The sequence below is a fragment of the Klebsiella sp. CN_Kp097 genome (assembly GCF_040064495.1).
Lineage (GTDB): Bacteria > Pseudomonadota > Gammaproteobacteria > Enterobacterales > Enterobacteriaceae > Klebsiella > Klebsiella aerogenes.
This window is the reverse complement of record NZ_JBEAIL010000034.1, coordinates 46044-70868: the sequence shown is the minus strand read 5'-3', so window position 1 is coordinate 70868 and position 24825 is coordinate 46044. Positions and strand designations below refer to the sequence as shown.

Here is a 24825-nt window from a genome sequence, read left to right as displayed (position 1 = left end):
CGTAAAACATAGACACGATTAATTGAGGTGACGAAATCAATGTCACTTATAGTTTTTAATTTATTGTTTTTTATAATTTTATAATTCACGTCAGCTGGCCATCGCTGATTCATCAATGACGAATAGAGGTCTACTGGTGATCTACAAATCTATTGCTGACAAACTGCGTTTACGGCTCAACTCTTCCGATTTCAACATTGGCAGCCCGTTACCGGGCGAGAAAAAACTGGCGCAGGAGTTCGGCGTGGCGCGCATGACGATTCGCAAAGCCATTGACCTGCTGGTGGAAAGTGGATTAGTGGTGCGCCGCCGCGGCTCCGGCACCTATGTCGCGCGCAAAGATGTACACCATGAGACCAGCAACCTGACCGGGCTGGCGGAAGTTCTGCGCCAGCAGGGTAAAGAAGTGGTGAGTCAGGTGTTGATATTCGAAGTGATGCCCGCGCCGCCGGCTATCGCCAGTCAGCTGCGAATTAAAATTGATGAACGGATCTATTTCTCACGCCGGGTGCGCTACGTCGATGGTAAACCGCTAATGCTGGAGGACAGTTATATGCCGGTCAAACTGTTCCGCCATCTGTCGTTGGGTCATCTGGAGGGGTCGAAGTTCGACTATATCGAGAAAGAGTGCGGTATTACCATCAGCGGCAACTATGAAACCCTCACCCCGGTACTGGCGGATAAACAGTTGGCACGCTCAATGAACGTGCCGGAGCAGACGCCGCTGCTGCGCATTACCTCACTTTCCTACAGCGATAGCGGCGAGTTTCTTAACTATTCCGTGATGTTCCGCAACGCCAGCGAGTATCAGGTGGATTATCACCTGCGCCGGGTCCAGGCACAGAGCCCGCTAACTCAGCCCCAGAACAGCACGGCCAGTAGCTGAGGGGTGATTATCCGCAGGAACATCACCAACGGATAAACCGTGGCGTAGGAGAGCGCCGCCGCGCCGCTGGTGGCGTGCAGGTTGTTGGCGAAGGCCAGCGCCGGCGGGTCGGTCATTGAGCCCGCCAGCATCCCGCAGAGGGTCAGATAGTTCATCTTCGCCAGCATCCGCGCCAGTATGCCCACCGTCAGCAGCGGGATAGCGGTGATGAAAATACCGTAGGCGATCCAGCTGAGCCCCTCGCCGTGGAGCAGGGTGTCGACAAAATCGCCGCCGGACTTCAGCCCCACCACCGCCAGAAACAGCACAATACCGAGTTCGCGCAGCGCCAGGTTGGCGCTCGGCGGCATAAACCAGTACAACTTGCCGATGCTGCCGATACGCCCGAGGATCAGCGCCATAATCAGCGGCCCGCCGGCCAGCCCCAGTTTCAACGCCGCCGGGAAACCAGGGATAAACAGCGGAATAGACCCCAGCAGCACTCCGAGACCAATGCCGATAAACACCGGTAGCATCTGCACCTGTTGCAGCTTTTGCTGTGCGTTGCCGAGTTCATTGGCCACCGCGTCAATGGCCTGTGGACGCCCAACTAAGTTAAGAATGTCGCCAAACTGCAGGCTGGCATGACTGCTGGCCACCAGCTCCACCCCGGCGCGATTAAGCCGCGAGATCACGACGTCATAGCGTTGTTTAAAGTGCAGATCGCGGATTTTCTTCCCTAAGACCTTCTCGTTAGTGACCACCACGCGTTCCACTTTGAGATCGGTTCCGCGCGTTGAGAGCGAAGTCGCCACCTCTTTACCAATCACCAGCTGCGCATTGTGTAAATCCTCCGGCCGCCCGACCAGGTGCAGCAGATCGCCATGCTGGATAAGCGTACCCGGCGCCGGCACCATCAATAGCTCATCGCGCTTCAACCGCGAGCAGATAATTTTGTCGCTGTTGAGCATTGGCACATCCTGAATCGCCATATTATTCAGGTTCGGGTTCTCCACCCGCACGTTAATGGTATGCAGATGAGCGTGCCCGTTGCCGCTGCTCTCATCAAACTGCTGCGCCTCTTTTTCCACATTGATGCGGAAGAACAGCCGCACCAGCCACATGGTCAGCAAAATGCCGCAGATACCAAACGGGTAGGCCATCGCGTAACTCATCCCCATCTGATCGACGACATCAAACGGCAGGCCAAGATCGCGCAGGATTTGCTGTCCGGCGCCAAGCGCGGGGGTGTTAGTGACCGCACCGGAGAAGATACCAAGCACCACCGGCAGCGGAATATTGAACAGTTTATGCAGGATCGCCGTCACCAGCCCGCCAAGTACGACGATAAGGATCGCGAACAGATTGAGCTTAAGTCCGGAGACGCGTAACGAGGCAAAAAAGCCCGGCCCGACCTGAATACCGATGGTATAAACGAAGAGAATAAGGCCAAATTCCTGGATGAAATGCAGCATCGGGCTGCTCAGCGTAATCCCTGCCTGATCCACAAAGTGGCCCACGATAATGCCGCCAAACAGCACGCCGCCGATACCAAATCCAACGCCGCGGATTTTGACATTGCCGATCCACAATCCCACCACCGCAACCAGCGCCAACACGCTGACGGTCAATGCTATATCACTCATACTATTTTCCCTGTGAATAACATTATTATTAACAGGGATTATGACTGAAGGCGGGAATACTGTATGTAGTCCCGCGCACAAAAAAGCCCCGAGTTATCGGGGCTTGAAAGCGATGTGGCTTAATTAACTATTCAGTGCCGGGCGCTCGCTAATGGCGATACGCTGCGGGGCGGCGACTTCCGGCTCGTGGCGGGTTAAGTCGATATGCAATAAGCCATTGGTAAAGGTGGCGCCGGAGACTTCCATATTGTCCGCGAGGGTGAAACTCAGGCTGAAGGCCTGATTCACCAGCCCCTGGTGCAACCATTTGGTCTCTTTTTCAGCTGCCTGCGGCGTGCCTTTAACGGTCAGACGCGTACCTTCCAGCTGAATATCCAAATCTTCCTGACGGAACCCGGCTACCGCGAGGGTAATGCGGTAATGGTTATCGTCGCTTTTTTCGATGTTATAGGGCGGGAAGGTTTGGCTTTCACCGGCGGTTTGCAGGGCGTTAGCCAGTTTGTCAAAACCGATCCATTGACGCAGCAGTGGGGATAAATCGTAGTTACGCATAGTGTTTTCTCCTTCTGAGAAGCGAGTAGGTACCTGCGAATTCAGCGAATTCGCATTTGCTCCCTGACGGCGAGCAAGTTGTATATTCAGGCCGCCGCGCGGCCTGAAGAGGACGATTAGTTAATTTCGATACGGCGCGGTTTGTTCGCTTCCGGAATCACACGTTCCAGATCGATATACAGCAGGCCGTTGACCAGGTTCGCGCCGCGAATATGAATGTTATCGGCGAGCTGGAATTTACGCTCGAAGTTGCGCTCCGCGATACCCTGGTACAGGTAGGTGCGCTCTTTCTGCTCGGCGGCATGGGAGCCTTTCACCACCAGAAGATTGTCTTGCGCGGTTATCTCTAATTCGCTTTCCGCAAAACCGGCGACGGCAATCGCGATGCGGTAATTGTTTTCATCTACTAATTCAACGTTATACGGAGGGTAGCCGCCGTTGCCCTGGCTTTGATTATTTTCTAACAGGTTGAACAGACGGTCGAAACCAATAGCAGAACGATAAAGCGGGGAGAGATCGAAATTACGCATAGTAAATAGCTCCTGAAATCAGCGAGAATTCAATGGCTTTCCATCATGGACAAGCCGTTATGACCCGGAATACCCCTCAGGCGTATCCTCATTGGGTGACACTACTAAAATGGGTGTGCCCCGACGCTTTTCAAGGCCTTTTCGGCCAAATTTTTTTGCAGTTTGCTGGCGAATGCTTAGACTGGTTGCAAAGCACAAAAGGCAAAGTGCGATACTCGCCACAGTGCAGTGCAATAACGCTAGGCATTCACGGGACGGCTCGTTATAACCGAAGTAACCCCGATAAAATGACGGAAGAGTGATGAAAAGCGGATTGTTAAAGCTGGTCCTGTTCAGCGGGATGATTAGTTTGGGCGGTTGCTCCAGCGTGATGTCGCATACCGGCGGCAAGGAAGGAACCTACCCAGGCACGCGCTCCAGCGCCCATACGCTGGGCGATGACGACACTAACTGGGGCGTGAAATCGCTGGTGGCCCTCGATATGCCGTTCACCGCGGTCATGGACACGCTACTGCTGCCGTGGGATTTATTCCGCACCGATAGCTCGGTCAAATCGCGCGTCGAAAAAAGCGAGCAGGAGACGCTGGCGACCAACTCCGTCATCCCGCCAGCGCCAATGCCTTCGCGCTAAGCTAGCGCTGCGTTTCGGTTATCCACAACTGGCGATAACCGTCGACGTCTTCCATCCACGCCAGGTATTTGCCATCCGGTGAAAATACGACGGCATCCGCGGACGGCGGATTTTCGCGATCGGTCGTCAAATAACTTACCGCGCCGCTGCGGGCATCGCAGAGCGCGATTTTGTTTTCCACCACACATCCCAGCCACGCGCCCGACGGATGCCAGTTAAATGCTGACTGGATGCCCGTTACCGTATGTGTCAGCTGGCGCGGCTCGCCGCCCGCAGGCGGGATAAGCCACAGCTGTACAACGCCTGCGTCATCACGCATCAGAAAGGCGATCTCGGTGGCCTGCGGATTGGCGCGTACCCAATGGCGCGGTACATTCACCAGCCCCGGATAGCGGCGCTGGTGGGTAAAGGTCAAGCGGCGCTGGTTAATGCCTGCCGGCGGCGCGGGCAGCGTCGTTGCGGTACCGGCCAGCGGCATATCGCCCTGCCGCTTCCAGCCCGCCTCATCCCGCGGCAGCGTCACCATAAACAGTTCAGGCACTTTGTCGCCGTTTTCCGCCAACGTATCGCCAATGAACGCCAGGGCATGATTACCCACCCATCCCTCTTCATAGGCGCGATTGATCTCATCGCTGCCCGGTAATGGGTTCGCCGTGGTACGGCTCACCAGCACGCACCAGTGGCTGCCGGCATATTCACGGGGATGCGTGCCCTGCGGGCTCACCGGGCCATAGGGCGCGGCCACGCCAACGTTGCGCAGATCCAGCGCCGGATCGTACTCGTGCAGTACGTGGTCGTTATAGGTGAAGCTAACAAACTGGCCGTCAGGGCTGAAGACATGAACATGGCTGCCGCCGCGCAGCGCGCCGGGGGTATAAGGCGCGGTAATATCCAGCGCATCAAGATTGCGGGTTTCACCCTGCCAGTTCACCACCCCGCGGCGGTGATGAAAATCGTAATGCCAGTTGGCATCCGGGTGTTCAGGGCCGTGAATAAAAACGTATTTATCTTGCGTCGGGTGTACGGTGACCACGCCAACGCAGGCGCCGTCAGCGGCGCGATAGAGCGTCTCAACGGCGCCGCTATGGATATTCACCCGCTCAATGGTCTCGCCGGTGAAAGAGGCCCCCGACGGTCGGACGTCGAAAACCAGCCACTGGCTGTCCGGGGTCCAGGTATTGATATTGGTAAGCTGATGGTGACGGGGAGCAAAAGTGACTTGTTTCATGACGATACCCTGATGCGAGACTTACGCATCAGGGTATCGTATCGCCAAAATTTAGCCTACACGTTTCACATCGCCGACCAGCAGGATATAAGACAGCGCGCCTATCAGCGCCACCACGGAGATATAAACCAGCGCCGGGCCAAAGCCGTAATCCTGCGCCAGATAGCCAATCACCAGCGGTACGGTGATACCGCCCAGTCCGCCAACAAAGTTAAACACCCCGCCGGTCAGGCCGATCAGGCGCATCGGCGCCAGGGAGGAGACCAGCGACCAGGTGATAGACGCAAAACCGTTGCCGAAGAATGCCAGCGCCATCAGCGCCATGATCCACACGGGGTCGTTGGTATAGTTTGCCCCCATGATGCAGGTGGAGATCAGCAGCCCGCAGATAATCGGCGTTTTGCGCGCTACGCCCAGCGAGTAGCCTTTTTTCACCAGATTATCCGCCAGCCAGCCGGAGAGCAGGACGCCAAAAAACGCGGCGAGGAAGGGCACCGTGGTCATAAAGCCGGCCTTCAGCGCGGTGATGCCTTTTTCCTGGGTTAAGTAGTTCGGGAACCAGGTCAGGAAGAACCACAGCGTCGAGGTAACCGCGAACTGCCCAAGATAAACGCCAACCAGCTTACGGTGAAAGACGAGCTTCCAGTCCGCTCTGGATAATGGTTGACGCGCCTCTTTCTTCAGCGGCGCATCGCCATCCACCAGGCCGCCGCCGTCGCGGATATAGTCGAGTTCGGCTTTACTGATGCTTTTAGTCAGGCGCGGCGGTTGATAAACCTTAAACCAGATTAACGACCAGATAATGCCGATCCCGCCGGTAACGATAAATACCCAATGCCAGCTTAATAGCTCCTGGATCCAGATCAGTAGCGGCGTGAGGAAGGCCAGGCCAACAAACTGCCCCGAGGTATAAAACCCGACGGCAGAGGCGCGTTCGTGCTCCGGGAACCAGCTGGTCACCATGCGGTTATTGGTCGGGAAGGCTGGCGCTTCGAAGATGCCGGTAATGGCGCGTAAACCAATCAGCGACATTAAGCCGGTGGCGAAGCCTTGTAACAACGTCGCCACGGACCAGCCAAATATAGCGATAAAGTAGGTAAGCCGGGATCCCACGCGGTCAAGGAACCAACCGCCAGGGATCTGACAGAGGGTATACAGCCAGGCAAAGGCGGAAAATACGTAGCCCATTTCCGCTTTGCTAATACCAAACTCCTCCTGAATATGCGCCGAGGCGACGGCGAGGTTGGCGCGGTCAACATAACAAATAACCACGGTAATAAAGATCATGATGAGCGTCAGATAACGGCGACGCCCGGTTTTTACAGCGGTAACTGAAATATCCATCGCAATCTGTCTCCAGATTTTGGGCATAGCGAAGCCGCTCACCATGCCCGGTAATTTACAGAGGGTGTTTTTGTTTTTTATTAATAACTATGTTGCGATGCGCTAAATAATTCGTGCTGGGGAAAGGCGGCAAATTTTCGCATCCCTGGGAGCATACAATAGTATGTGACCAGGGTAAGAAAATGCAGCCAACGCATCACCAGTGCGAAGTATGACGCGCATTTACCATTCGGCGACAGATCCATCCTCATACCGCCACAACGGATTTCGCCAGTCCGGCGCATTTTTACTTAACTCAACCACGCGGGCCTCATCAATTTCCACGCCCAGCCCCGGCTTCATCAAAGGTTTAAAGAAGCCGCCTTCCATATTGAAATCTTCTTTATTTTTCACAAAATCAAGCAGTTCGGCGCCTTTGTTGTAGTGGATCCCCATGCTCTGCTCCTGGAAGACCGCGTTATGTGAAACGAAATCGACGTGCAGACAAGCCGCCAGCGCGATCGGCCCCAGCGGGCAGTGCGGCGCCAGCCCAACGTCATAGGCTTCCGCCATTCCGGCAATTTTATAGCATTCGGTAATACCGCCTGCGTGCGACAAATCGGGCTGTAAAATAGCCACCCCGCCCGCTTCCAGTACCCGTTTAAATTCAAAGCGCGAGAACATACGTTCGCCGGCGGCAATTGGAATATGCGTTTGCGCCGCCAGCCGCGGATAATATTCCGCCTGCTCGGCTAATACCGGTTCCTCAATAAATAATGGGCGATATGGCTCCAGCTCTTTAATTAATACCTTAGCCATCGGCGCGCTAACGCGGCCATGAAAATCGAGACCAAACTCAATTTCATTGCCAAACGCTTCGCGGATTTGCGCTACGGTATTCACCGCCGCGTCAACCGCGCGGGAATTATCGATGAGCTCCATCTCTTCGCAGCCGTTTAATTTAAAGGTGTCGAAACCAATGCCGCGCAGTTTCTTAATCCCGTCAATTACTTCGGCGGGGCGGTCGCCGCCCACCCAGCTGTAGGCTTTAATTTTGTCACGCACCAGCCCGCCCATCAGTTGCCAGACCGGGGCATTCAGAACCTTACCTTTAATATCCCATAGCGCCTGGTCAATACCGGCGATGGCGCTCATCATAATCGGGCCGCCGCGATAAAAGCCGCCGCGGTACATCACCTGCCACAGGTCGTTAATCCGCGCCGGATCCTGGCCAATCAGGTAGTCGCCAAATTCATGAACGGCCGCCTCCACCGTGCGGGCGCGCCCTTCAATCACCGGTTCGCCCCAGCCGACAATGCCTTCATCGGTTTCAATCTTCAGGAACATCCAACGCGGAGGTAAACGGTACGTGGTGATATTGGTTATTTTCATTTCACTGCCTCTCGATATGCTTTTACGAATGCGGCTGCCTGTTGCGCGGTACGTTCAACCGGCTGGCCGGCGCGATAGAGATCGCTACCCAGCCCAGCCCCCACACAACCGGCATTAATCCACTGCGCCAGGTTTTCCGGCGTCACGCCGCCAACGGCAAAGACCGGAACCTCCGGCGGCAACACGGCTTTCAACGCTTTGATGTAATCCGGGCCAAAAGCCGATGACGGGAAGATTTTCAGCGCCTGCGCGCCGGCATCGAGCGCGCTAAAGGCTTCGCTGGCGGTGGCGCAGCCTGGGCACACGGTCATGCCGTAACCCACCGCTCGCCGGATCACTTCCGGTTGAATGTTTGGCGTCACAATCAGCCGACAGCCCATGGCCGCCAGCCTGTCGACCTGCTCCGGTTGCAGCACGGTGCCCGCGCCGATAAGCGCCTGCTCGCCGTAAGCATCGACGACCTGCGGAATACTTTTCTCCCACTGCGGCGAGTTCAGCGGGATTTCGACCGCGTCGAAACCGGCATCGATAACGGCGCCAACGTGAGCCAGCGCCTCGTCTGGCGTAATGCCGCGCAGGATAGCGATAAGCGGAAGGTTAGTTTGCCACTGCATAAGCGATGCTCCTTATTCCTGTCTGAAATGCCGTATCGCCCGCAACCGCGGTGACTTCGCGGCCAATGGCGGCGAATGCCTGCTGATAGCGGGACGTTAACGATGATCCGGCGACGAGGCCGATCGCCTGCTGTCCGGCGAACGTGTCGCTGAGGGTGGCAACTTCAGCGCCAATCAGCAGGCCGGAAAGAAATTCGCTAACCTGCTCGCGAGGCAGCGCGCCCAGCACGTGCGAAGCGCGAACTTCAAACAGCTGCGGCAGGACGGCGGGGTTGTTGATACCGCGCTGCAGACCGGCCGCGAATGCGGCAGCGGACGTTTCCTGCGGCGGTAAGCCGGCGCCCACCAGCGAGTGCTGAAGCAACAGATGATGCAACTCACCGGTCAAAACGGTACGAAAATCGTGAATTTGCAGGCGATCGGCCAGTACCCATTTGCAGTGGGTTCCCGGCATCACGTAGACAGATGAAGGGGCTAAGGCGCGTGCGCCCAGCAGTTGCGTTTCTTCTCCGCGCATGACGTTATGGTTATCGTCACGGGAAACGCAAAGACCGGGAATTATCCAGATATTGTCGCCAACGGCAGTTAACTGCTGGCCAATGTCCGAGAAAGCGGCAGGAAGCGGCAAATAGGGGGCGATTTTCCAGCCCACGTTGCTGCCGACCATCCCTGCCATCACCACCGGTGTGGCGCCATCGCGCCAGTGTTGGGTAATTTCCGCTAACACCGCAGCGGGAGAGCGACCGTTCAGGCGCGTTACGCCTGCTTCAGATTGCCTGCTTTCCAGGCATTCTTCGCCCTGATAAAGCCAGGCGCGTAAATTCGTCGATCCCCAATCTATTGCGATGTAGCGAGCCGTCATGTGATTTCCTTGAGCCTTCGTGTCGAGCTGGCGATCATCGTCAACGCCGCCTGCTCCGCCGCGTCGCTATCCTGATGCCGAATGGCGTCAAATAGCGCTTTATGTTCCTGCAGGGTTTTTGGCATGTTGCCTTCATCGCCCATCCAGGTCCGTTCAAATACCGCCCGCTGCAGCGAACTGATCGCCACGCTAAGCTGCTGCAAAACCGGGTTATGTACTGACTGCAGCACCGCTTCGTGGTAACGAATATCGGCCTCGTTAAAGGCATCCCGGTTTTGGTTGTTGGCGATCATGTCATTGAGCGCCGACTCGATTTCCGCCAGATCGCTTGAGGTGGCGCGTTCCGCCGCCCAGCGGGCAATGGCGGGCTCTACCAGATTACGCACTTCACTCATCGCGCTGATAAGACGCGGGTCATAATCATTTTCCAGTACCCACTGCAGTACCTCAGTATCGAGGTAGTTCCACTGGTTTCTGGGAGCGACAAATGCGCCGCGATAACGCTTCATTTCGATCAGCCGCTTCGCCATTAGCGAGCGAAACACTTCGCGGATGATGTTGCGCGAAGTTTCAAACTCTTCACACAGTTCCGCTTCGGCCGGTAGCGCCGAACCCGGTACGTACTTACCGCTGACAATCTGTTTGCCCAGCGTGATCACGATGCGATCGGTTTTATTGAGAGTCATGGAGAGTCCTTATGCTCTATGTGTACTGCTCTACTTTACCGTCGCTGTCGAATTTCGCCTCACTTTTGTACTACTAGCGTGATGTCAGGCGTCGTCGTCATGAGCTCAATGTAGTACAACATGATTGTGTTGTACTACAATTTAGATCACAAAAAGAACAAACCATAAAAATAAAAGTGCCTGTGACCACGACAGATGGCGCCGTCAAAGCTGGAAAGGAGGATAAAAAAGAGTTAGAACGCTTCGCCGACCTGGAAGTAAAAGCCGCTGCTGCCCTTGCCGACACCGTAGTCGAGGCGAATATTAACGCGAGGTTTGAATTCAAAGCGGTAGCCGACGCCTGCCGAAGGTAGCCAGCGTCCGTCGTTCAGGGAATCAATGGATGGCCCCATGGTGCCCGCGCCGACCCAGGCAACAACGCCGTGTCGCCACGTCAACTGACGACGATATTCCAGCTGAGAGCTGACCACGTTTTTATCGCGGTAGCGCCCCTGGTAGTAGCCGCGCATACGCTCATCGCTACCGAGCAGCGGCATCATGCTCCACGGCACATCGCCCTGAGTAAATGTGCCATCCGCTTCCCAGGCCAGCACGCTTTTATCGCTCAGGGCCTGATAGCGGCTGTAGTGCAGGCGAAACTCATCAAAACGCGTGTCGCTGCCGAGCCCCGGCGCATAGTGGGTATAGCGAAAATCGGCGTATTGGCCCTTGCGTGGGTTGGGGACAAAATCGCGATCGTCCCAGTTGATATCAATACTGGCGCCGGAGCTGAATACCGATGGCCCCTGCGGGGTGTTTTCTATTTTCGGCAGATCGTCATGGTCCATCTCATCGGCATTTTGCGCCGCCAGCGACCACCCCGCCCCCAGATAAACATTATCGATGAGCTGCCGGTAGAGCATCGGGCGCAATGTCAGCACCTGGGCGGTATATTTTTCTTTCTCATTGTCTTTGTCGCCGGCGTGAAAACCTTGTCCCCAGTAGTAAGTCGGTGTGTTGGCCATCGAGCCTTCAACAAATACCCGCCACAAATCATTGTCGAAAAAGGCATAGTTTTTAACGCTAAGGCCAAACGCGCCGGTGGAGCTGACGTAGCCGCTAAGCGTCAGCGTGGAGTTCTGGCTGATGGTGTCATGTGGGTCCGGGCGATACATGCCCACAACAGCCGTACCCAATCCAAGCCCCAGCTCCGGCGTATAAAATGGCCCGGGCATGACGCCCCAGTCGATGCCTTTGCTGGCGTCAAACTTGTCGCTGGCGCCAAGGTTTTGCAACCAGCCGTCGATTTTTTCGCGGCTAAGCGCCTGTGCCTGCGCCTGCCCAATAACAAGGCAGGTTAGCAACAGCAGGATAGGGTTAAACGGTCGGCTCAAAAGCGATACTCGCCGGCGATAAAGAAACTATTACGTTCGGCAAAACCAAACTCCGTAGTGATATTAAAGTTCCGGGTCATCTCATACTGCGCGCCCACCAGCACGTTCCACGGCGACTGCAGATGCTGTTTCACATCAAAGCGGCCATCGCCGTTCTTGTTGGCCAGATTGACCATGTTTTGCAGCATCGTCGACGGCATCGACAGATCGTTCAGGCTGCCCTTAAATTCTTGCTGCACATCCTGATACATGCTGCCGACCCAGACATTCAGCTTCCCGTTCGGCAGATGCAGCGCATCTACCGACGGCGTATTGAAACGATAGCCCAAACGCGGCGAAAAGGTGAAAGCATCAATGCTGCCGTCGAGGATATCAAAACGCGTCTGCGTATAGTTGGCATCTAATACCGTGAACCAGTTGCCGACGCCGCCCACCAGCGTGGTACCGACGCCGTAGGTAGTGCCTTTAAAATCAAGACGAAAATCAAGATTCTGCATACCTGGCATAGGCACCACTTTACCATTCGGCCCTTTCAGGCCAACGGCGATTTGCGAGATAGAATGGCCTTTAGTGTGTCCAACCAGACCATAGACGTTCATAAACGGCAGCAGCCAGGCATCCAGCTTAAGGGTCTCGGTTTTGCTACTTTCTCGCGTATTACCGACGCCAATCTGGAAGGCATTATCTAGTGAAAAATTACCTAACGATAAACCGGTAAAATTAATGCTATCGACATTAATATTCTGCCGCATATTCATATAGTTAACGCCGACACCAAAAGGTAGTGGCAGAACGTAGCCGCGCTTTCTGGCTTCATCGCCTAAAAAAGGCAATACCGACGTCGATTCCGGCGCCGCGGCCTGGCTATTGTCAGGCGCGGGCAGATCCGCCGGTTCGCTACCGTGCCAGGCGAATTCGGGCTCGAGCTGAGCTGTTGGTTCTGCGGCCGCGCAGGCCTGAAAAGAGGAAAAAGGCAGCGCAACCAACATCAAAAAGTGATTTTTATTCATAGGAATATGATGTTAGTTATTAACGTATTGTTAAAAGGGGGCTGGTAGCTTATAGAATCCCCTGCGCTGATTAAGGGATTTAAATGCGGATTAACATCTATTCATGAAAAAAGAGAAGACAGGCCCGGAGAATTCCGGGCCTGAGATTGATGACAAACCTCATGCAACCGTTGCACTTACAAATTGCACCAGACAAAAAACATGGAAAATCAATTTATTGATTTTCGGCTGATAACCACAAAGAAGGAAAAACCACGCTTTTTCCTTCTTTGTCAGCAGTCTGAGGCCCGGAGAATTCCGGGCCCGAAATGCGCTTAGGCTAAAACGTATTTTTCAATGGCGAAGGCGACGCCATCTTCAAGGTTCGATTTGGTGACGAAATTCGCCGCTTCTTTAACGGTCGGGATGGCGTTATCCATCGCCACGCCGACGCCGGCAAATTCAATCATCGCAATATCATTTTCCTGATCGCCAATCGCCATAATTTCTTCCGGCTTAATACCCAGCGTATCGGCCAGCGACTTCACGCCGGTGCCTTTATTGACGCGTTTATCGAGGATTTCGAGGAAGTACGGCGCGCTTTTCAGCACGGTATACTTCTCTTTCACTTCCGCCGGAATACGAGCGATGGCCCGATCGAGAACGGCAGGCTCATCGATCATCATCACCTTCAGCAGCTGAATGTTACGGTCCATTTTTTCTGCTTCGCAGAATACCAGCGGAATGGTCGCCACGTAGGATTCATGCACCGTGTAGTAGCTGATATCGCGGTTCGCGGTATAAAGCGTATTACGATCGAGCGCGTGGAAATGCGAGCCGACGTCACGAGAGAGTTGCTCAAGGAAGCGATAATCATCGTAGCTTAACGCCGTTTGTGCCACGGTGCTGCCGTCGCTGGCTTTCTGAACCAGCGCACCGTTATAGGTGATGCAGTAGTCGCCCGGCTGTTCCATGTGCAGCTCTTTCAGGTAGCTATGAACACCAGCGTAAGGGCGGCCAGTCGTCAGCACCACGTTAACGCCGCGGGCGCGCGCTGCCGCGATGGCGGTTTTCACCGCCGGAGAAATGGTATGGTCCGGCAGCAACAGCGTGCCGTCCATATCAATTGCAATCAGTTTAATAGCCATGGGATCCCCGGGTAAGATGAGTCTTTACTCATGCTAACGCGATTCCGCTCAAAAAACAGCTCTCGCAACGGGAGAAAACGAGGATGGATTGCGTGGGAGGATTCCTCTTTTGCCGCAAAAGAAAAACCCGGCAGCGCAACGCATACCGGGTTTAGCAAAGCCGTGGCCCCGGTAGACAGTATGTCGCCGGGGAAATACAGGCTTAGATATCGATGTTCGCCGCTTTCAGGGCGTTCTCTTCGATAAAGGCGCGACGCGGTTCAACGGCATCGCCCATCAGGGTGGTGAACAGCTGGTCGGCGGCAATCGCATCCTTCACGGTGACGCGCAGCATGCGGCGGCTGTCCGGATCCATGGTGGTTTCCCACAGCTGATCCGGGTTCATCTCGCCCAGACCTTTATAACGCTGGATAGAGAGGCCGCGACGCGACTCTTTCACCAGCCAGTCGAGCGCCTGTTCGAAGCTAGCTACCGGCTGGCGGCGCTCGCCGCGTTCGATAAACGCGTCGTCTTCGATAAGCCCGCGCAGCTTCTCGCCGAGGGTGCAGATGCGGCGGTATTCCGCGCCGGTGATGAACTCGTTATCCAGCGGGTAGTCGGTATCGACGCCGTGGGTACGCACGCGCACGATAGGCTCGAACTGCTGCAACTCGCTGTTTTCACGAATATCAAACTTCCACTGGCTGCCGTGCTGCTCTTTTTCGTTCAGCTCGCTAATCAGCTGATTAACCCAGCGGGTGACGGTCTGCTCGTTGCTCAGATCGGCTTCGGCCAGCGTCGGCTGATAGATAAGCTCTTTGAGCATCGCTTTCGGGAAACGGCGCTCCATGCGGCCAATCATTTTCTGCGTCGCGTTGTACTCGGCCACCAGTTTTTCCAGTGACTCGCCGGCTAAGGCCGGTGCGCTGGCGTTGGTGTGCAGGGTCGCGCCGTCGAGCGCGATGGAGATCTGGTACTGATCCATCGCTTCGTCGTCTTTAATGTACTGTTCCTGCTTGCCTTTCTTCACTTTGTACAGCGGCGGCTGAGCAATGTAAACGTGACCGCGTTCAACGATTTCCGGCATCTGACGATAGAAGAAGGTCAACAGCAGGGTACGAATGTGCGAGCCGTCGACGTCCGCATCGGTCATGATGATGATGCTGTGATAACGCAGTTTATCCGGGTTGTACTCATCGCGGCCGATGCCGCAGCCCAGCGCGGTGATAAGCGTGGCTACTTCCTGAGAAGAGAGCATTTTATCGAAGCGGGCTTTCTCAACGTTAAGGATTTTACCCTTCAGCGGCAGGATAGCCTGGTTCTTACGGTTACGGCCCTGTTTCGCAGAGCCGCCCGCGGAGTCCCCTTCCACGAGGTACAGTTCAGACAGCGCCGGGTCGCGTTCCTGGCAATCCGCCAGTTTGCCCGGCAGGCCTGCCAGGTCAAGCGCGCCTTTACGACGGGTCATTTCACGGGCGCGACGCGCGGCTTCACGCGCACGCGCGGCGTCGATAATTTTGCCGACCACGATTTTCGCATCGGACGGGTTTTCCAGCAGGTATTCGCTCAGCAGTTCGTTCATCTGCTGTTCAACCGCCGATTTCACCTCGGAGGAGACCAGCTTGTCTTTAGTCTGAGAGGAGAACTTCGGATCCGGCACCTTTACGGAAACCACGGCAATCAGGCCTTCACGCGCATCGTCGCCGGTAGCGCTGACTTTCGCCTTTTTGCTGTAGCCTTCTTTATCCATGTAGGCGTTCAGGGTACGGGTCATCGCCGCGCGGAAGCCCGCCAGGTGAGTACCGCCGTCGCGCTGCGGAATGTTGTTGGTAAAGCAGTAGATGTTTTCCTGGAAACCATCGTTCCACTGCAGCGCCACTTCAACGCCAATACCGTCTTTTTCGGTGGAGAAATAGAAGATATTCGGGTGGATCGGCGTTTTGTTCTTGTTGAGATACTCAACAAACGCCTTGATGCCGCCTTCGTAGTGGAAATGGTCTTCTTTGCCGTCGCGCTTATCGCGCAGGCGGATAGAGACCCCGGAGTTGAGGAACGACAGCTCGCGCAGACGTTTCGCCAGGATTTCGTATTCGAATTCAGTGACGTTGGTAAAGGTTTCCAGGCTTGGCCAGAAACGCACCATGGTACCGGTGCTTTCGGTTTCACCGGTTACCGCCAGCGGCGCCTGCGGCACACCGTGCTCATAAATTTGTTTGTGAACTTTGTTATCGCGTTGGATAACCAGCTCCAGCTTCTGCGACAGGGCGTTAACCACCGAGACGCCTACGCCGTGCAGACCGCCGGACACTTTATAGGAGTTATCATCGAATTTACCGCCGGCGTGCAGGACGGTCATGATAACTTCCGCCGCGGAGACGCCCTCTTCCGGGTGAATGCCGGTTGGGATGCCGCGGCCGTCATCCTGTACGGAGACGGAGTTATCGCTGTGGATAGTAACAACGATGTCTTTACAGTAACCTGCGAGCGCTTCGTCGATAGCGTTATCCACAACCTCGAATACCATGTGGTGCAGACCGGTGCCGTCATCCGTGTCGCCGATATACATACCCGGGCGCTTACGCACCGCATCCAGCCCTTTCAGGACTTTGATACTGGAGGAGTCATAAGAATTCGACATCAACGTTTCTCGCTCATTTAATCTTGGGTTAATCCGTTATTTTACCCTTTTCCACGGTGAACATCTTCGAATTTTTGTCCGACATGTCCATTACGTGTTCAGCGCTGATTGCGCTGACGAAAACCTGCGATTGCGTGGCTTTTAAGCGGCTGGCAAGCAACCCGCGCCGGGCATCGTCAAGCTCCGAGGCAAAATCATCTATCAGGTACAGGCAGCGCCGCCCGCTTTCGCGGGTCAGGAACTCGCCCTGCGCCAGTCGTAGGGCGCACATCAGCAGCTTAAGCTGCCCGCGCGACAAGGTGTCTTCCACCGGCGCCCCATCGGCGCGAATGCGAAAATCCGCTTTATGCGGACCGTGGGCGGTGTAGGTTAACATTCTGTCGCGTTCGAAATTCCGCTCCAGCACCTCGGCGTAGTCCGTTTCTTTTTCCCAGCCGCGCTGGAAAGAGAAGGTGAGGGTGAATTCCGGTAAAAATTGCTGACAGGTATCCGCCATGTCTTCGACAATAGCGGCGCTGTATTCGGCACGCCAGCGGCTGATTTGTTCCGCCAGCGGGATTAATTCCAGGTCCCACGGCCGCAGTTGCGCATAGCGGCTCACCTGGCGCAGCGCGGCGTTGCGCTGTTTCAGCAGGCGCTTCAGGTTGCTCCAGGCGGTGAAGAATCCGGCTTCGTTATGAAAGCATCCCCAATCAAGGAACGCTCTTCTGTATTTGGGGCCGCCGTTGAGTAAAGTAAACCCCTCCGGCGTGATCAGCTGCATCGGCATCAGGTGCGCCAGTTCCGCCACCTTGTGGCCATCGGTGCCGTCGATACGCACTTTGCTGTCGCCCTGTTTGTCTTTGGTCAGGCCAATGGCGGTTTCCCGCTCTTCGCCCTGTAAACGCCCGTGCAGGACAAACGAATCCTGCTCGTGACGAATTACCCGGCCAATTTGCAAACTGCGAAACGCCCTGCCATGGCCGAGCGTATAGATAGCTTCCAGCACGCTGGTTTTGCCGCTGCCGTTTGCGCCAACCAGGAAGTTAAAGCTGGGGGATAAAGCGAGATCCGCATTTTCGATATTGCGGAAATCTTTGATTAGGAGTCGGGATAGCGACATATCAGCTCGTCATCATTCAAGGGGCGTGGGTGTCGCAGCCAGTTCGTCTACCGCCAGCGCGCAGAAAGCGGAGCGTACACGAAGTACGTGAGCATTTCGAGCACTGCCGGAAGGCGAAATGGCAAGTAAACCAGCCCCTTTGCAGATTCTACAATCTCATAGGCATGACAACATAGGCGGCGGACTGTGAAGCCGCATCCTCAATCTGCACGCTCGATACGGAATCCGTCAGCAGTATGCGCACATTCTCGCACTTCAGCGCATTGAGCACATCCAGCACGTAGCTAACGTTAAAGCCGATTTCCATCTCGCTGCCCGAATAAGTGACATCGAGAATCTCTTCCGCCTCTTCCTGTTCCGGGTTATTCGCGGTGATTTTCAGCTGGTTTTCGCTGACGTACAACCGCACGCCGCGGAATTTCTCGTTCGACAGAATTGCCGCGCGGGCAAAGGCCTGCTTGAGAATGTCGCAGCCGGCATCAAGGTGTTTATCCGGGTTTTTCGGCAATACGCGGCGATAGTCCGGGAAACGGCCATCAACCAGCTTCGAGGTGAAGATAAAATCGCCGACGTGAGCACGGATATTGTTGCTGCCGATCTGCACGCGCAGCGGCGTATCGCCGCCATCGAGCATACGCATCAGCTCAATCACCCCTTTACGCGGCACGATCACCGAATGGTTCGGCAGCGACTCTTCCAAAGGCATTGAACAAACCGCCAGACGGTGGCCATCGGTGGCGACGGTGCGCAGTTCGCTACCTTCGGTTTCAAACAGCATGCCGTTTAAGTAGTAACGGACATCCTGGTGCGCCATCGAAAACTGGGTGGCTTCAATCAGGCGCTTCATCGTCGCCTGCGGCAGGGTAAATTCCACTTCGCTCTGCCAGTCGTCGAGATTCGGGAAATCGGCGGCAGGCAGGGTCGACAGCGAGAAGCGGCTGCGGCCGGAGCGCACCAGCATACGGTCGCCTTCAAGCTGCACGGCGATCTCCGCGCCTTCAGGCAGGCCGCGGCAGATATCAAAGAATTTACGCGCCGGAACGGTGGTGGCGCCCGCTTCGTGCGGCTGAATCAGCGACACGCGCGCGACCATTTCCATTTCCAGATCGGTACCGGTTAGCGACAGCGTGCCGTCCGCGACCTGAAGCAGCAGGTTACCGAGAATTGGCAGCGTCGGACGACCACCTAACGGACCGCTCACCTGTTGCAGCGGTTTTAATAAATGTTCACGTTCTACGGTAAATTTCATAGCGTCACGAGGATAATGTTCTGATTAAATTGGAAAAATCTTCTTTAATATCGTGGCTTTCTTCACGCAACTGCTCAATCTTACGGCAGGCGTGCAGCACGGTGGTATGGTCGCGACCGCCAAACGCATCGCCGATTTCCGGCAGGCTGTGGTTGGTCAGCTCTTTGGCCAGCGCCATCGCCATCTGGCGTGGGCGCGCCACCGAACGGGAGCGGCGTTTGGACAGCAGGTCCGCTACCTTAATCTTGTAATACTCCGCCACCGTCTTTTGAATATTGTCGATGGTGACTAATTTTTCCTGCAGCGCCAGTAAATCGCGCAGCGCTTCGCGCACGAAATCGATGGTGATCGCCCGGCCGGTAAAGTTGGCGTTAGCAATGACGCGGTTCAGCGCCCCTTCCAGCTCACGCACGTTCGAACGCAGACGCTTAGCGATAAAGAATGCGACTTCGCCCGGCAGGCGGATATCGTTCTCATCGGCTTTCTTCATCAGGATCGCGACGCGGGTTTCCAGTTCAGGCGGCTCGATCGCCACCGTCAGGCCCCAGCCAAAGCGCGATTTCAGACGATCTTCAACGCCGTTGATCTCTTTTGGATAACGATCCGAAGTGAGGATGATCTGCTGATTACCTTCCAGCAAGGCGTTGAAGGTATGGAAGAACTCTTCCTGCGAACGCTCTTTATTGGCGAAGAACTGAATATCATCGATCAGCAGGGCGTCAACGGAGCGGTAATAGCGTTTAAATTCTTCGATGGCGTTGTTTTGCAGGGCTTTAACCATGTCCTGCACGAAACGCTCGGAGTGCATATAAACCACTTTAGCATTTGGCTTACGCGCCACAATGCCGTTGCCGACGGCGTGCAACAGGTGGGTTTTACCCAGACCGGTGCCGCCATAAAGGAACAGCGGGTTATACGCGCCGCCCGGGTTATCGGCCACCTGACGCGCCGCCGCGCGTGCCAGCTGGTTAGATTTACCTTCGACGAAGTTATCAAACGTATGCTTGACGTTGACGTTGGAACGGTAGGTGGGCTCTGCCGGCGCCGGAACGTTATCCCAGCCCTGACGGGCGACAGCCGGCGCGACGCGCGCGGTTTGCACCTGAGCGGCCGGGATCGCCGTGGCGACGTTGGCCGTCCCCTGGTGGGACGGCGCCGCAGGCTTCGCGCCCACTTCAAAGCGCAGCTGTGGGGCGTCCGCACCACAAAAGTCATTGAGGAGCCCATTGATATTATTGAGGTATTTGTCCCTTACCCAATCGAGCACAAAACGGTTTGGCGCATACAGTGCCAGCGTGTTATCGCTCAGTTCCGCCTGCAATGGGCGGATCCACATGCTGAATTCTGTGGCTGGTAACTCATCCTGCAATCGGGCAAGACACTGCTGCCAAAGCGAAAGTGACACGGCGGACTCCACTCGAACATAAAATCGATATAAAAGAAAAACTGAAACAATCGTGATTGTTGGCACACGTCGCAAGACCCTGCATTAGCCGAAAAAGCCCCTGCGCAAAAGGGGTGACGTGCGAACCGCTATTTGCGGTTTTACCCGGGACGGATCCGTGGATCGCGATCGGGACCGGGGATCATAGCCTAAACTGAGAAAGAGATCTTGTGTTTCTCAACAGATTCTTCCCGATTTATCCACAGGAGGATCGAAACCGGGTAAGTGTAATCGATCCTGGCGAGAGTGCGGCACGATTTCGCCCGCATATTGGAAAAATTAATGAGCTATGCCGGTTTTGAACAGAATTGATCTAACAAAGATCCTTTACGATCCTTGCGCTTTACCCGCCAGGCCGTATAATCCCCCACCCGGCGCGTAACGCCCGTTTTCGCAACTCGTCTCAGCTTATTTTTTGTGCGGCAAGGTGCGAGAAATAAGGAAAGAGAATTGACTCCGGAGTGTACAATTATTACAATCCGGCCTCTTTAATCACCCACGCTGAGGCGTAAGTCGTTCGAAGTTCGTTCGGGTCTACGCAAAAGTCAGTGAATTTATTCAAGTTTAGGTAGAAATCGCCATGAAACGCACTTTTCAACCGTCTGTACTGAAGCGCAACCGTTCTCACGGCTTCCGTGCTCGTATGGCTAATAAAAATGGTCGTCAGGTTCTGGCACGTCGTCGTGCTAAAGGCCGCGCTCGTCTGACCGTTTCCAAGTAATAAAGCTAACCCTGCGTGGTTAAGCTAGCATTTCCCAGGGAGTTACGTTTGTTAACTCCCAGTCATTTCACTTTCGTCTTCCAGCAGCCACAACGGGCTGGCACGCCGCAAATCACCATCCTCGGCCGCCTGAATTCGCTGGGGCATCCCCGCATCGGTCTTACCGTCGCCAAGAAAAACGTTAAGCGCGCGCATGAACGCAATCGGATTAAACGTCTGACGCGTGAAAGCTTCCGTTTACGTCAACATGAACTCCCGCCAATGGATTTCGTGGTGGTGGCAAAGAAAGGGGTTGCCGACCTCGATAACCGTGCTCTCTCGGAAGCGTTGGAAAAATTATGGCGCCGCCATTGTCGCCTGGCTCGCGGGTCCTGATAGGCCTTATCAGGGTCTATCAGCGCCTGATTAGTCCGCTACTCGGGCCGCACTGTCGTTTCACGCCAACCTGTTCTCAATACGGAATTGAGGCATTGCGCAGGTTTGGAGTGATAAAAGGCAGTTGGTTGACGGTGAAACGCGTATTAAAATGCCACCCTTTACACCCTGGTGGTGACGACCCCGTCCCGCCTGGACCATTTGATACCAGAGAACACTAACGATGGATTCGCAACGCAATCTTCTTATCATCGCTTTGTTGTTCGTGTCTTTCATGATCTGGCAAGCCTGGGAGCAGGACAAAAATCCGCAAACCCAGCAGCAGACCACGCAGACTACGACCACAGCAGCGGGTAGCGCCGCAGACCAGGGCGTACCGGCCAGTGGCCAGGGGAAACTGATTACGGTTAAAACTGATGTGCTTGATCTGACCATCAACACCAGCGGTGGTGATGTTGAGCAAGCGCTGCTTCCGGCTTACCCGAAAGCGCTGAAATCTACTGAACCGTTCCAGTTACTGGAAACCACGCCACAGTTTATCTATCAGGCACAGAGCGGCTTAACTGGTCGTGACGGCCCGGATAACCCGGCTAACGGCCCGCGTCCGCTGTATAACGCTGATAAAGATGCGTATGTACTGGCTGACGGCCAGAACGAAATCGTTATTCCGCTGACCTACACCGACAAAGCGGGCAACGTCTTCACCAAAACCTTCACCCTGAAACGCGGTGATTATGCGGTGAACGTTGGCTACAACGTGAAAAACGTCGGCGAAAAACCGCTGGAGATCTCCTCCTTCGGTCAGCTGAAGCAAACAGCAGCGCTGCCATCAAGCCGCGATACGCAAACCGGCGGTCTGTCTACCATGCACACCTTCCGTGGCGCGGCGTACTCCACTGCTGATTCGAAATACGAAAAATATAAATTCGATACTATCGTCGATAACGAAAACCTGAACGTCAGCACCAAAGACGGTTGGGTGGCGATGTTGCAGCAGTACTTCACCACCGCGTGGGTTCCGCATAACAACGGCACCAACAACTTCTATACCGCTAACCTCGGTAATGGCGTTGTCGCTATCGGCTATAAATCACAGCCGGTACTGGTGCAGCCAGGTCAAACCGACAAGCTGGAAAGTGTGCTGTGGGTCGGTCCGGCTCTGCAGGATAAAATGGCTGCCGTCGCGCCGCACCTGGATCTGACCGTCGACTACGGCTGGCTGTGGTTCATCTCCCAACCGCTGTTTAAGCTGCTGAAATTCATCCACGGCTTCCTCGGCAACTGGGGCTTCTCGATTATCGTCATCACCTTTATCGTTCGTGGCATCATGTACCCGCTGACTAAAGCGCAGTACACCTCCATGGCGAAGATGCGTATGCTGCAGCCGAAGATTCAGGCAATGCGCGAGCGTCTGGGCGACGATAAACAACGTCAAAGCCAGGAAATGATGGCGCTGTATAAAGCTGAAAAAGTTAACCCGCTGGGTGGCTGCTTCCCGCTGATTATTCAGATGCCTATCTTCCTTGCTCTGTACTACATGCTGAGCGCCTCGGTTGAACTGCGTCATGCGCCGTTTATCCTGTGGATCCATGACCTGTCCGCGCAAGACCCGTACTACATCCTGCCGATCATCATGGGCGCGACCATGTTCTTCATCCAGAAGATGTCGCCGACCACCGTGACCGACCCGATGCAGCAGAAGATCATGACCTTTATGCCGGTCATCTTCACGGTGTTCTTCCTGTGGTTCCCGTCTGGTCTGGTGGTGTACTACATCGTCAGCAACCTGGTAACCATTATTCAGCAGCAGCTGATTTACCGTGGTCTGGAGAAGCGTGGCCTGCATAGCCGCGAGAAGAAAAAATCCTGATACTCTTCATTCTTCAAGCCGCAGATGCGTTGGCTTCATTAGTTCGCCCCAGTCACTTACTACAGTAAGCTCCTGGGGCCTCACTAACTTGCCGCCTTTCTGCAACTTGAATTATTTCGAGTATCTACGGTAACGTTAATGCCAGAGAAGGCGGTCAATGGACCGCCTTTTTTACATCTACATAGAGAGTCACCATGAGCCATAACGACACTATCGTCGCCCAGGCAACCCCTCCGGGACGCGGGGGTGTGGGCATCCTGCGTATCTCCGGCCTTAAGGCGCGCGACGTCGCGCAGGCGGTACTCGGCAAGCTGCCGAAGCCGCGCTATGCCGACTATCTGCCGTTTAAAGACGCCGACGGTACGCCGCTGGATCAGGGGATTGCGCTGTGGTTTCCGGGACCTAACTCCTTTACCGGCGAAGATGTCCTCGAACTGCAGGGCCACGGCGGCCCGGTCATTCTGGATCTGCTGCTCAAACGTATTCTGACGTTGCCCGGCGTACGCATCGCTAACCCGGGCGAGTTTTCCGAGCGCGCGTTCCTCAACGACAAGCTCGATCTGGCGCAGGCAGAGGCCATCGCCGACCTTATCGACGCCAGCTCAGAGCAGGCGGCCCGTTCGGCGTTGAACTCCTTGCAAGGGGCCTTCTCCGCGCGTGTGAACCATCTTGTGGAAGCGCTCACTCACCTGCGCATCTACGTGGAAGCGGCGATTGATTTCCCGGATGAAGAAATTGATTTCCTCTCCGATGGTAAAATTGAAGCCCAACTGAACGACGTGATCGCCGATCTCGATGCCGTCCGCGCCGAAGCCCGTCAGGGCAGCCTGCTGCGTGAAGGGATGAAAGTGGTGATCGCCGGACGGCCAAACGCCGGTAAATCCAGCCTGCTCAACGCGCTGGCCGGACGCGAAGCGGCGATCGTCACCGATATCGCCGGCACCACCCGCGACGTACTGCGCGAACATATTCACATCGACGGTATGCCGCTGCATATCATCGATACCGCAGGCCTGCGTGACGCCAGTGATGAAGTGGAGCGCATCGGCATTGAACGCGCCTGGCAGGAAATTGAACAGGCGGATCGGGTGCTGTTTATGGTCGACGGCACCACCACCAGCGCCGTTGACCCGGCGGAGATCTGGCCGGACTTTATCGAGCGCCTGCCCGCTAAGCTGCCGATTACCGTGGTGCGTAATAAAGCCGATGTCACCGGCGAAGCGCTGGGGCTCAGCGAAGTAAATGGCCACTCACTAATCCGCCTGTCGGCGCGTACCGGTGAAGGGGTCGAGGTGCTGCGCAACCACCTTAAGCAGAGCATGGGCTTCGATACCAACATGGAAGGCGGCTTCCTCGCCCGTCGTCGCCATCTGCAAGCGCTGGAAACGGCTGCGGACCATCTGCAGCAGGGCAAAGCGCAGTTGCTGGGCGCCTGGGCCGGTGAATTACTGGCGGAGGAGCTGCGTCTGTCGCAACAGGCATTAAGTGAAATTACCGGCGAATTTACCTCTGACGATCTGCTGGGCCGCATCTTCTCCAGTTTCTGTATCGGTAAGTAAGCGTTACTGGTAAGCATCTACTAACCCGCCATAACCATCTGTTATGGCG

General features: G+C 55.4%; 23 protein-coding genes and 1 other annotated feature. Of the genes, 7 read left to right on the top strand and 16 right to left on the bottom strand.

All coding sequences use genetic code 11. From position 1 onward, the window contains the following. Window positions 1-136: 136 nt before the first annotated feature. Window positions 137-886 carry a GntR family transcriptional regulator gene (locus ABLV07_RS24610; protein WP_042894077.1) on the top strand — a complete coding sequence of 250 codons (750 nt, stop codon included), beginning with the start codon at window positions 137-139 and terminating at the stop codon, window positions 884-886. Here the strand turns inward: ABLV07_RS24610 and ABLV07_RS24605 are convergent. The 3 genes from ABLV07_RS24605 to ibpA all read right to left on the bottom strand — a co-directional run bounded on the left by ABLV07_RS24605 (window position 856) and on the right by ibpA (window position 3593). Further along, window positions 856-2511, bottom strand: coding sequence for a putative transporter (locus tag ABLV07_RS24605; RefSeq protein ID WP_141238407.1), 1656 nt, complete (start codon window positions 2509-2511; stop codon window positions 856-858). The two genes, ABLV07_RS24610 and ABLV07_RS24605, sit on opposite strands and share 31 nt — an antisense overlap. A 123-nt stretch (window positions 2512-2634) precedes the next feature. After that, window positions 2635-3063 (bottom strand): small heat shock chaperone IbpB, encoded by a 429-nt coding sequence (gene ibpB, locus ABLV07_RS24600; RefSeq protein WP_015369047.1) that lies wholly within the window; start codon window positions 3061-3063, stop codon window positions 2635-2637. A gap of 116 nt (window positions 3064-3179) precedes the next feature. Then, window positions 3180-3593, bottom strand: coding sequence for a small heat shock chaperone IbpA (gene ibpA / locus ABLV07_RS24595; protein ID WP_015703892.1), 414 nt, complete (start codon window positions 3591-3593; stop codon window positions 3180-3182). Further along, window positions 3587-3661 (bottom strand) — a sequence feature (ROSE (Repression Of Heat Shock gene Expression) occurs in the 5'-region of heat shock genes and acts as an RNA thermometer to modulate expression.). Its footprint overlaps the gene before it by 7 nt. A gap of 233 nt (window positions 3662-3894) precedes the next feature. Here ibpA and ABLV07_RS24590 point away from each other — a divergent pair. After that, window positions 3895-4224: a YceK/YidQ family lipoprotein gene (locus ABLV07_RS24590; protein ID WP_015369045.1), complete on the top strand. Its 330-nt coding sequence runs from the start codon at window positions 3895-3897 to the stop codon at window positions 4222-4224. A gap of 1 nt (window position 4225) precedes the next feature. Here ABLV07_RS24590 and ABLV07_RS24585 read toward each other — a convergent pair whose 3' ends face one another. The 13 genes from ABLV07_RS24585 to dnaA form a co-directional block, all read right to left on the bottom strand. Then, window positions 4226-5452 carry a DUF3748 domain-containing protein gene (locus tag ABLV07_RS24585; RefSeq protein WP_063444471.1) on the bottom strand — a complete coding sequence of 409 codons (1227 nt, stop codon included), beginning with the start codon at window positions 5450-5452 and terminating at the stop codon, window positions 4226-4228. A gap of 51 nt (window positions 5453-5503) precedes the next feature. Beyond that, window positions 5504-6841, bottom strand: coding sequence for an MFS transporter (locus ABLV07_RS24580; protein WP_100279378.1), 1338 nt, complete (start codon window positions 6839-6841; stop codon window positions 5504-5506). A 177-nt stretch (window positions 6842-7018) separates the two neighbouring features. Next, on the bottom strand, window positions 7019-8167 hold the full coding sequence (gene dgoD / locus ABLV07_RS24575) for a galactonate dehydratase (protein WP_015369042.1): 1149 nt from the start codon (window positions 8165-8167) through the stop codon (window positions 7019-7021). Continuing rightward, on the bottom strand, window positions 8164-8781 hold the full coding sequence (locus ABLV07_RS24570; RefSeq protein ID WP_004181595.1) for a 2-dehydro-3-deoxy-6-phosphogalactonate aldolase: 618 nt from the start codon (window positions 8779-8781) through the stop codon (window positions 8164-8166). Before ABLV07_RS24570 ends, dgoD begins: the two co-directional genes overlap by 4 nt. Continuing rightward, window positions 8765-9643 (bottom strand): 2-dehydro-3-deoxygalactonokinase, encoded by an 879-nt coding sequence (locus ABLV07_RS24565; RefSeq protein WP_026612189.1) that lies wholly within the window; start codon window positions 9641-9643, stop codon window positions 8765-8767. The genes ABLV07_RS24570 and ABLV07_RS24565 overlap by 17 nt, the downstream gene beginning before the upstream one ends. Next, entirely contained in the window at window positions 9640-10329 is a 690-nt protein-coding gene (gene dgoR, locus ABLV07_RS24560; protein ID WP_015369039.1) for a D-galactonate utilization transcriptional regulator DgoR, read from the bottom strand. The genes ABLV07_RS24565 and dgoR overlap by 4 nt, the downstream gene beginning before the upstream one ends. Window positions 10330-10562: 233 nt before the next feature. Next, window positions 10563-11702, bottom strand: coding sequence for a BamA/TamA family outer membrane protein (locus tag ABLV07_RS24555; protein ID WP_015703897.1), 1140 nt, complete (start codon window positions 11700-11702; stop codon window positions 10563-10565). Continuing rightward, the gene (locus tag ABLV07_RS24550) at window positions 11699-12712 is read right to left on the bottom strand and encodes a hypothetical protein (protein ID WP_080943383.1); all 1014 of its coding nucleotides are present in this window, start codon (window positions 12710-12712) and stop codon (window positions 11699-11701) included. The genes ABLV07_RS24555 and ABLV07_RS24550 overlap by 4 nt, the downstream gene beginning before the upstream one ends. Before the next feature lie 314 nt (window positions 12713-13026). Further along, entirely contained in the window at window positions 13027-13839 is an 813-nt protein-coding gene (gene yidA, locus ABLV07_RS24545; protein ID WP_015369035.1) for a sugar-phosphatase, read from the bottom strand. Between the two features lie 202 nt (window positions 13840-14041). Further along, window positions 14042-16456, bottom strand: a complete 2415-nt coding sequence (gene gyrB, locus ABLV07_RS24540) for a DNA topoisomerase (ATP-hydrolyzing) subunit B (RefSeq protein ID WP_015703899.1) — start codon at window positions 16454-16456, stop codon at window positions 14042-14044. Window positions 16457-16484: 28 nt separating this feature from the next. Beyond that, window positions 16485-17558: a DNA replication/repair protein RecF gene (recF, locus tag ABLV07_RS24535; protein ID WP_015369033.1), complete on the bottom strand. Its 1074-nt coding sequence runs from the start codon at window positions 17556-17558 to the stop codon at window positions 16485-16487. A 148-nt stretch (window positions 17559-17706) separates the two neighbouring features. Next, a complete protein-coding gene (dnaN, locus tag ABLV07_RS24530) occupies window positions 17707-18807 on the bottom strand; it encodes a DNA polymerase III subunit beta (RefSeq protein WP_015369032.1) in 1101 nt (366 codons plus the stop codon). Between the two features lie 4 nt (window positions 18808-18811). Next, entirely contained in the window at window positions 18812-20212 is a 1401-nt protein-coding gene (gene dnaA / locus ABLV07_RS24525) for a chromosomal replication initiator protein DnaA (protein WP_015703901.1), read from the bottom strand. A gap of 619 nt (window positions 20213-20831) precedes the next feature. Here dnaA and rpmH point away from each other — a divergent pair. The 5 genes from rpmH (at window position 20832) to mnmE (ending at window position 24776) form a co-directional block, all read left to right on the top strand. Further along, on the top strand, window positions 20832-20972 hold the full coding sequence (gene rpmH / locus ABLV07_RS24520; RefSeq protein WP_015369029.1) for a 50S ribosomal protein L34: 141 nt from the start codon (window positions 20832-20834) through the stop codon (window positions 20970-20972). Window positions 20973-20987: 15 nt separating this feature from the next. Then, entirely contained in the window at window positions 20988-21347 is a 360-nt protein-coding gene (rnpA, locus tag ABLV07_RS24515; protein ID WP_015703902.1) for a ribonuclease P protein component, read from the top strand. After that, entirely contained in the window at window positions 21311-21568 is a 258-nt protein-coding gene (gene yidD, locus ABLV07_RS24510; RefSeq protein ID WP_015703903.1) for a membrane protein insertion efficiency factor YidD, read from the top strand. Before rnpA ends, yidD begins: the two co-directional genes overlap by 37 nt. A 2-nt stretch (window positions 21569-21570) precedes the next feature. After that, complete coding sequence (yidC, locus tag ABLV07_RS24505; RefSeq protein WP_015369027.1) at window positions 21571-23217, top strand: membrane protein insertase YidC; 1647 nt, start codon at window positions 21571-21573, stop codon at window positions 23215-23217. Window positions 23218-23411: 194 nt separating this feature from the next. After that, window positions 23412-24776, top strand: a complete 1365-nt coding sequence (mnmE, locus tag ABLV07_RS24500) for a tRNA uridine-5-carboxymethylaminomethyl(34) synthesis GTPase MnmE (protein WP_015703904.1) — start codon at window positions 23412-23414, stop codon at window positions 24774-24776. Window positions 24777-24825: the final 49 nt, after the last annotated feature.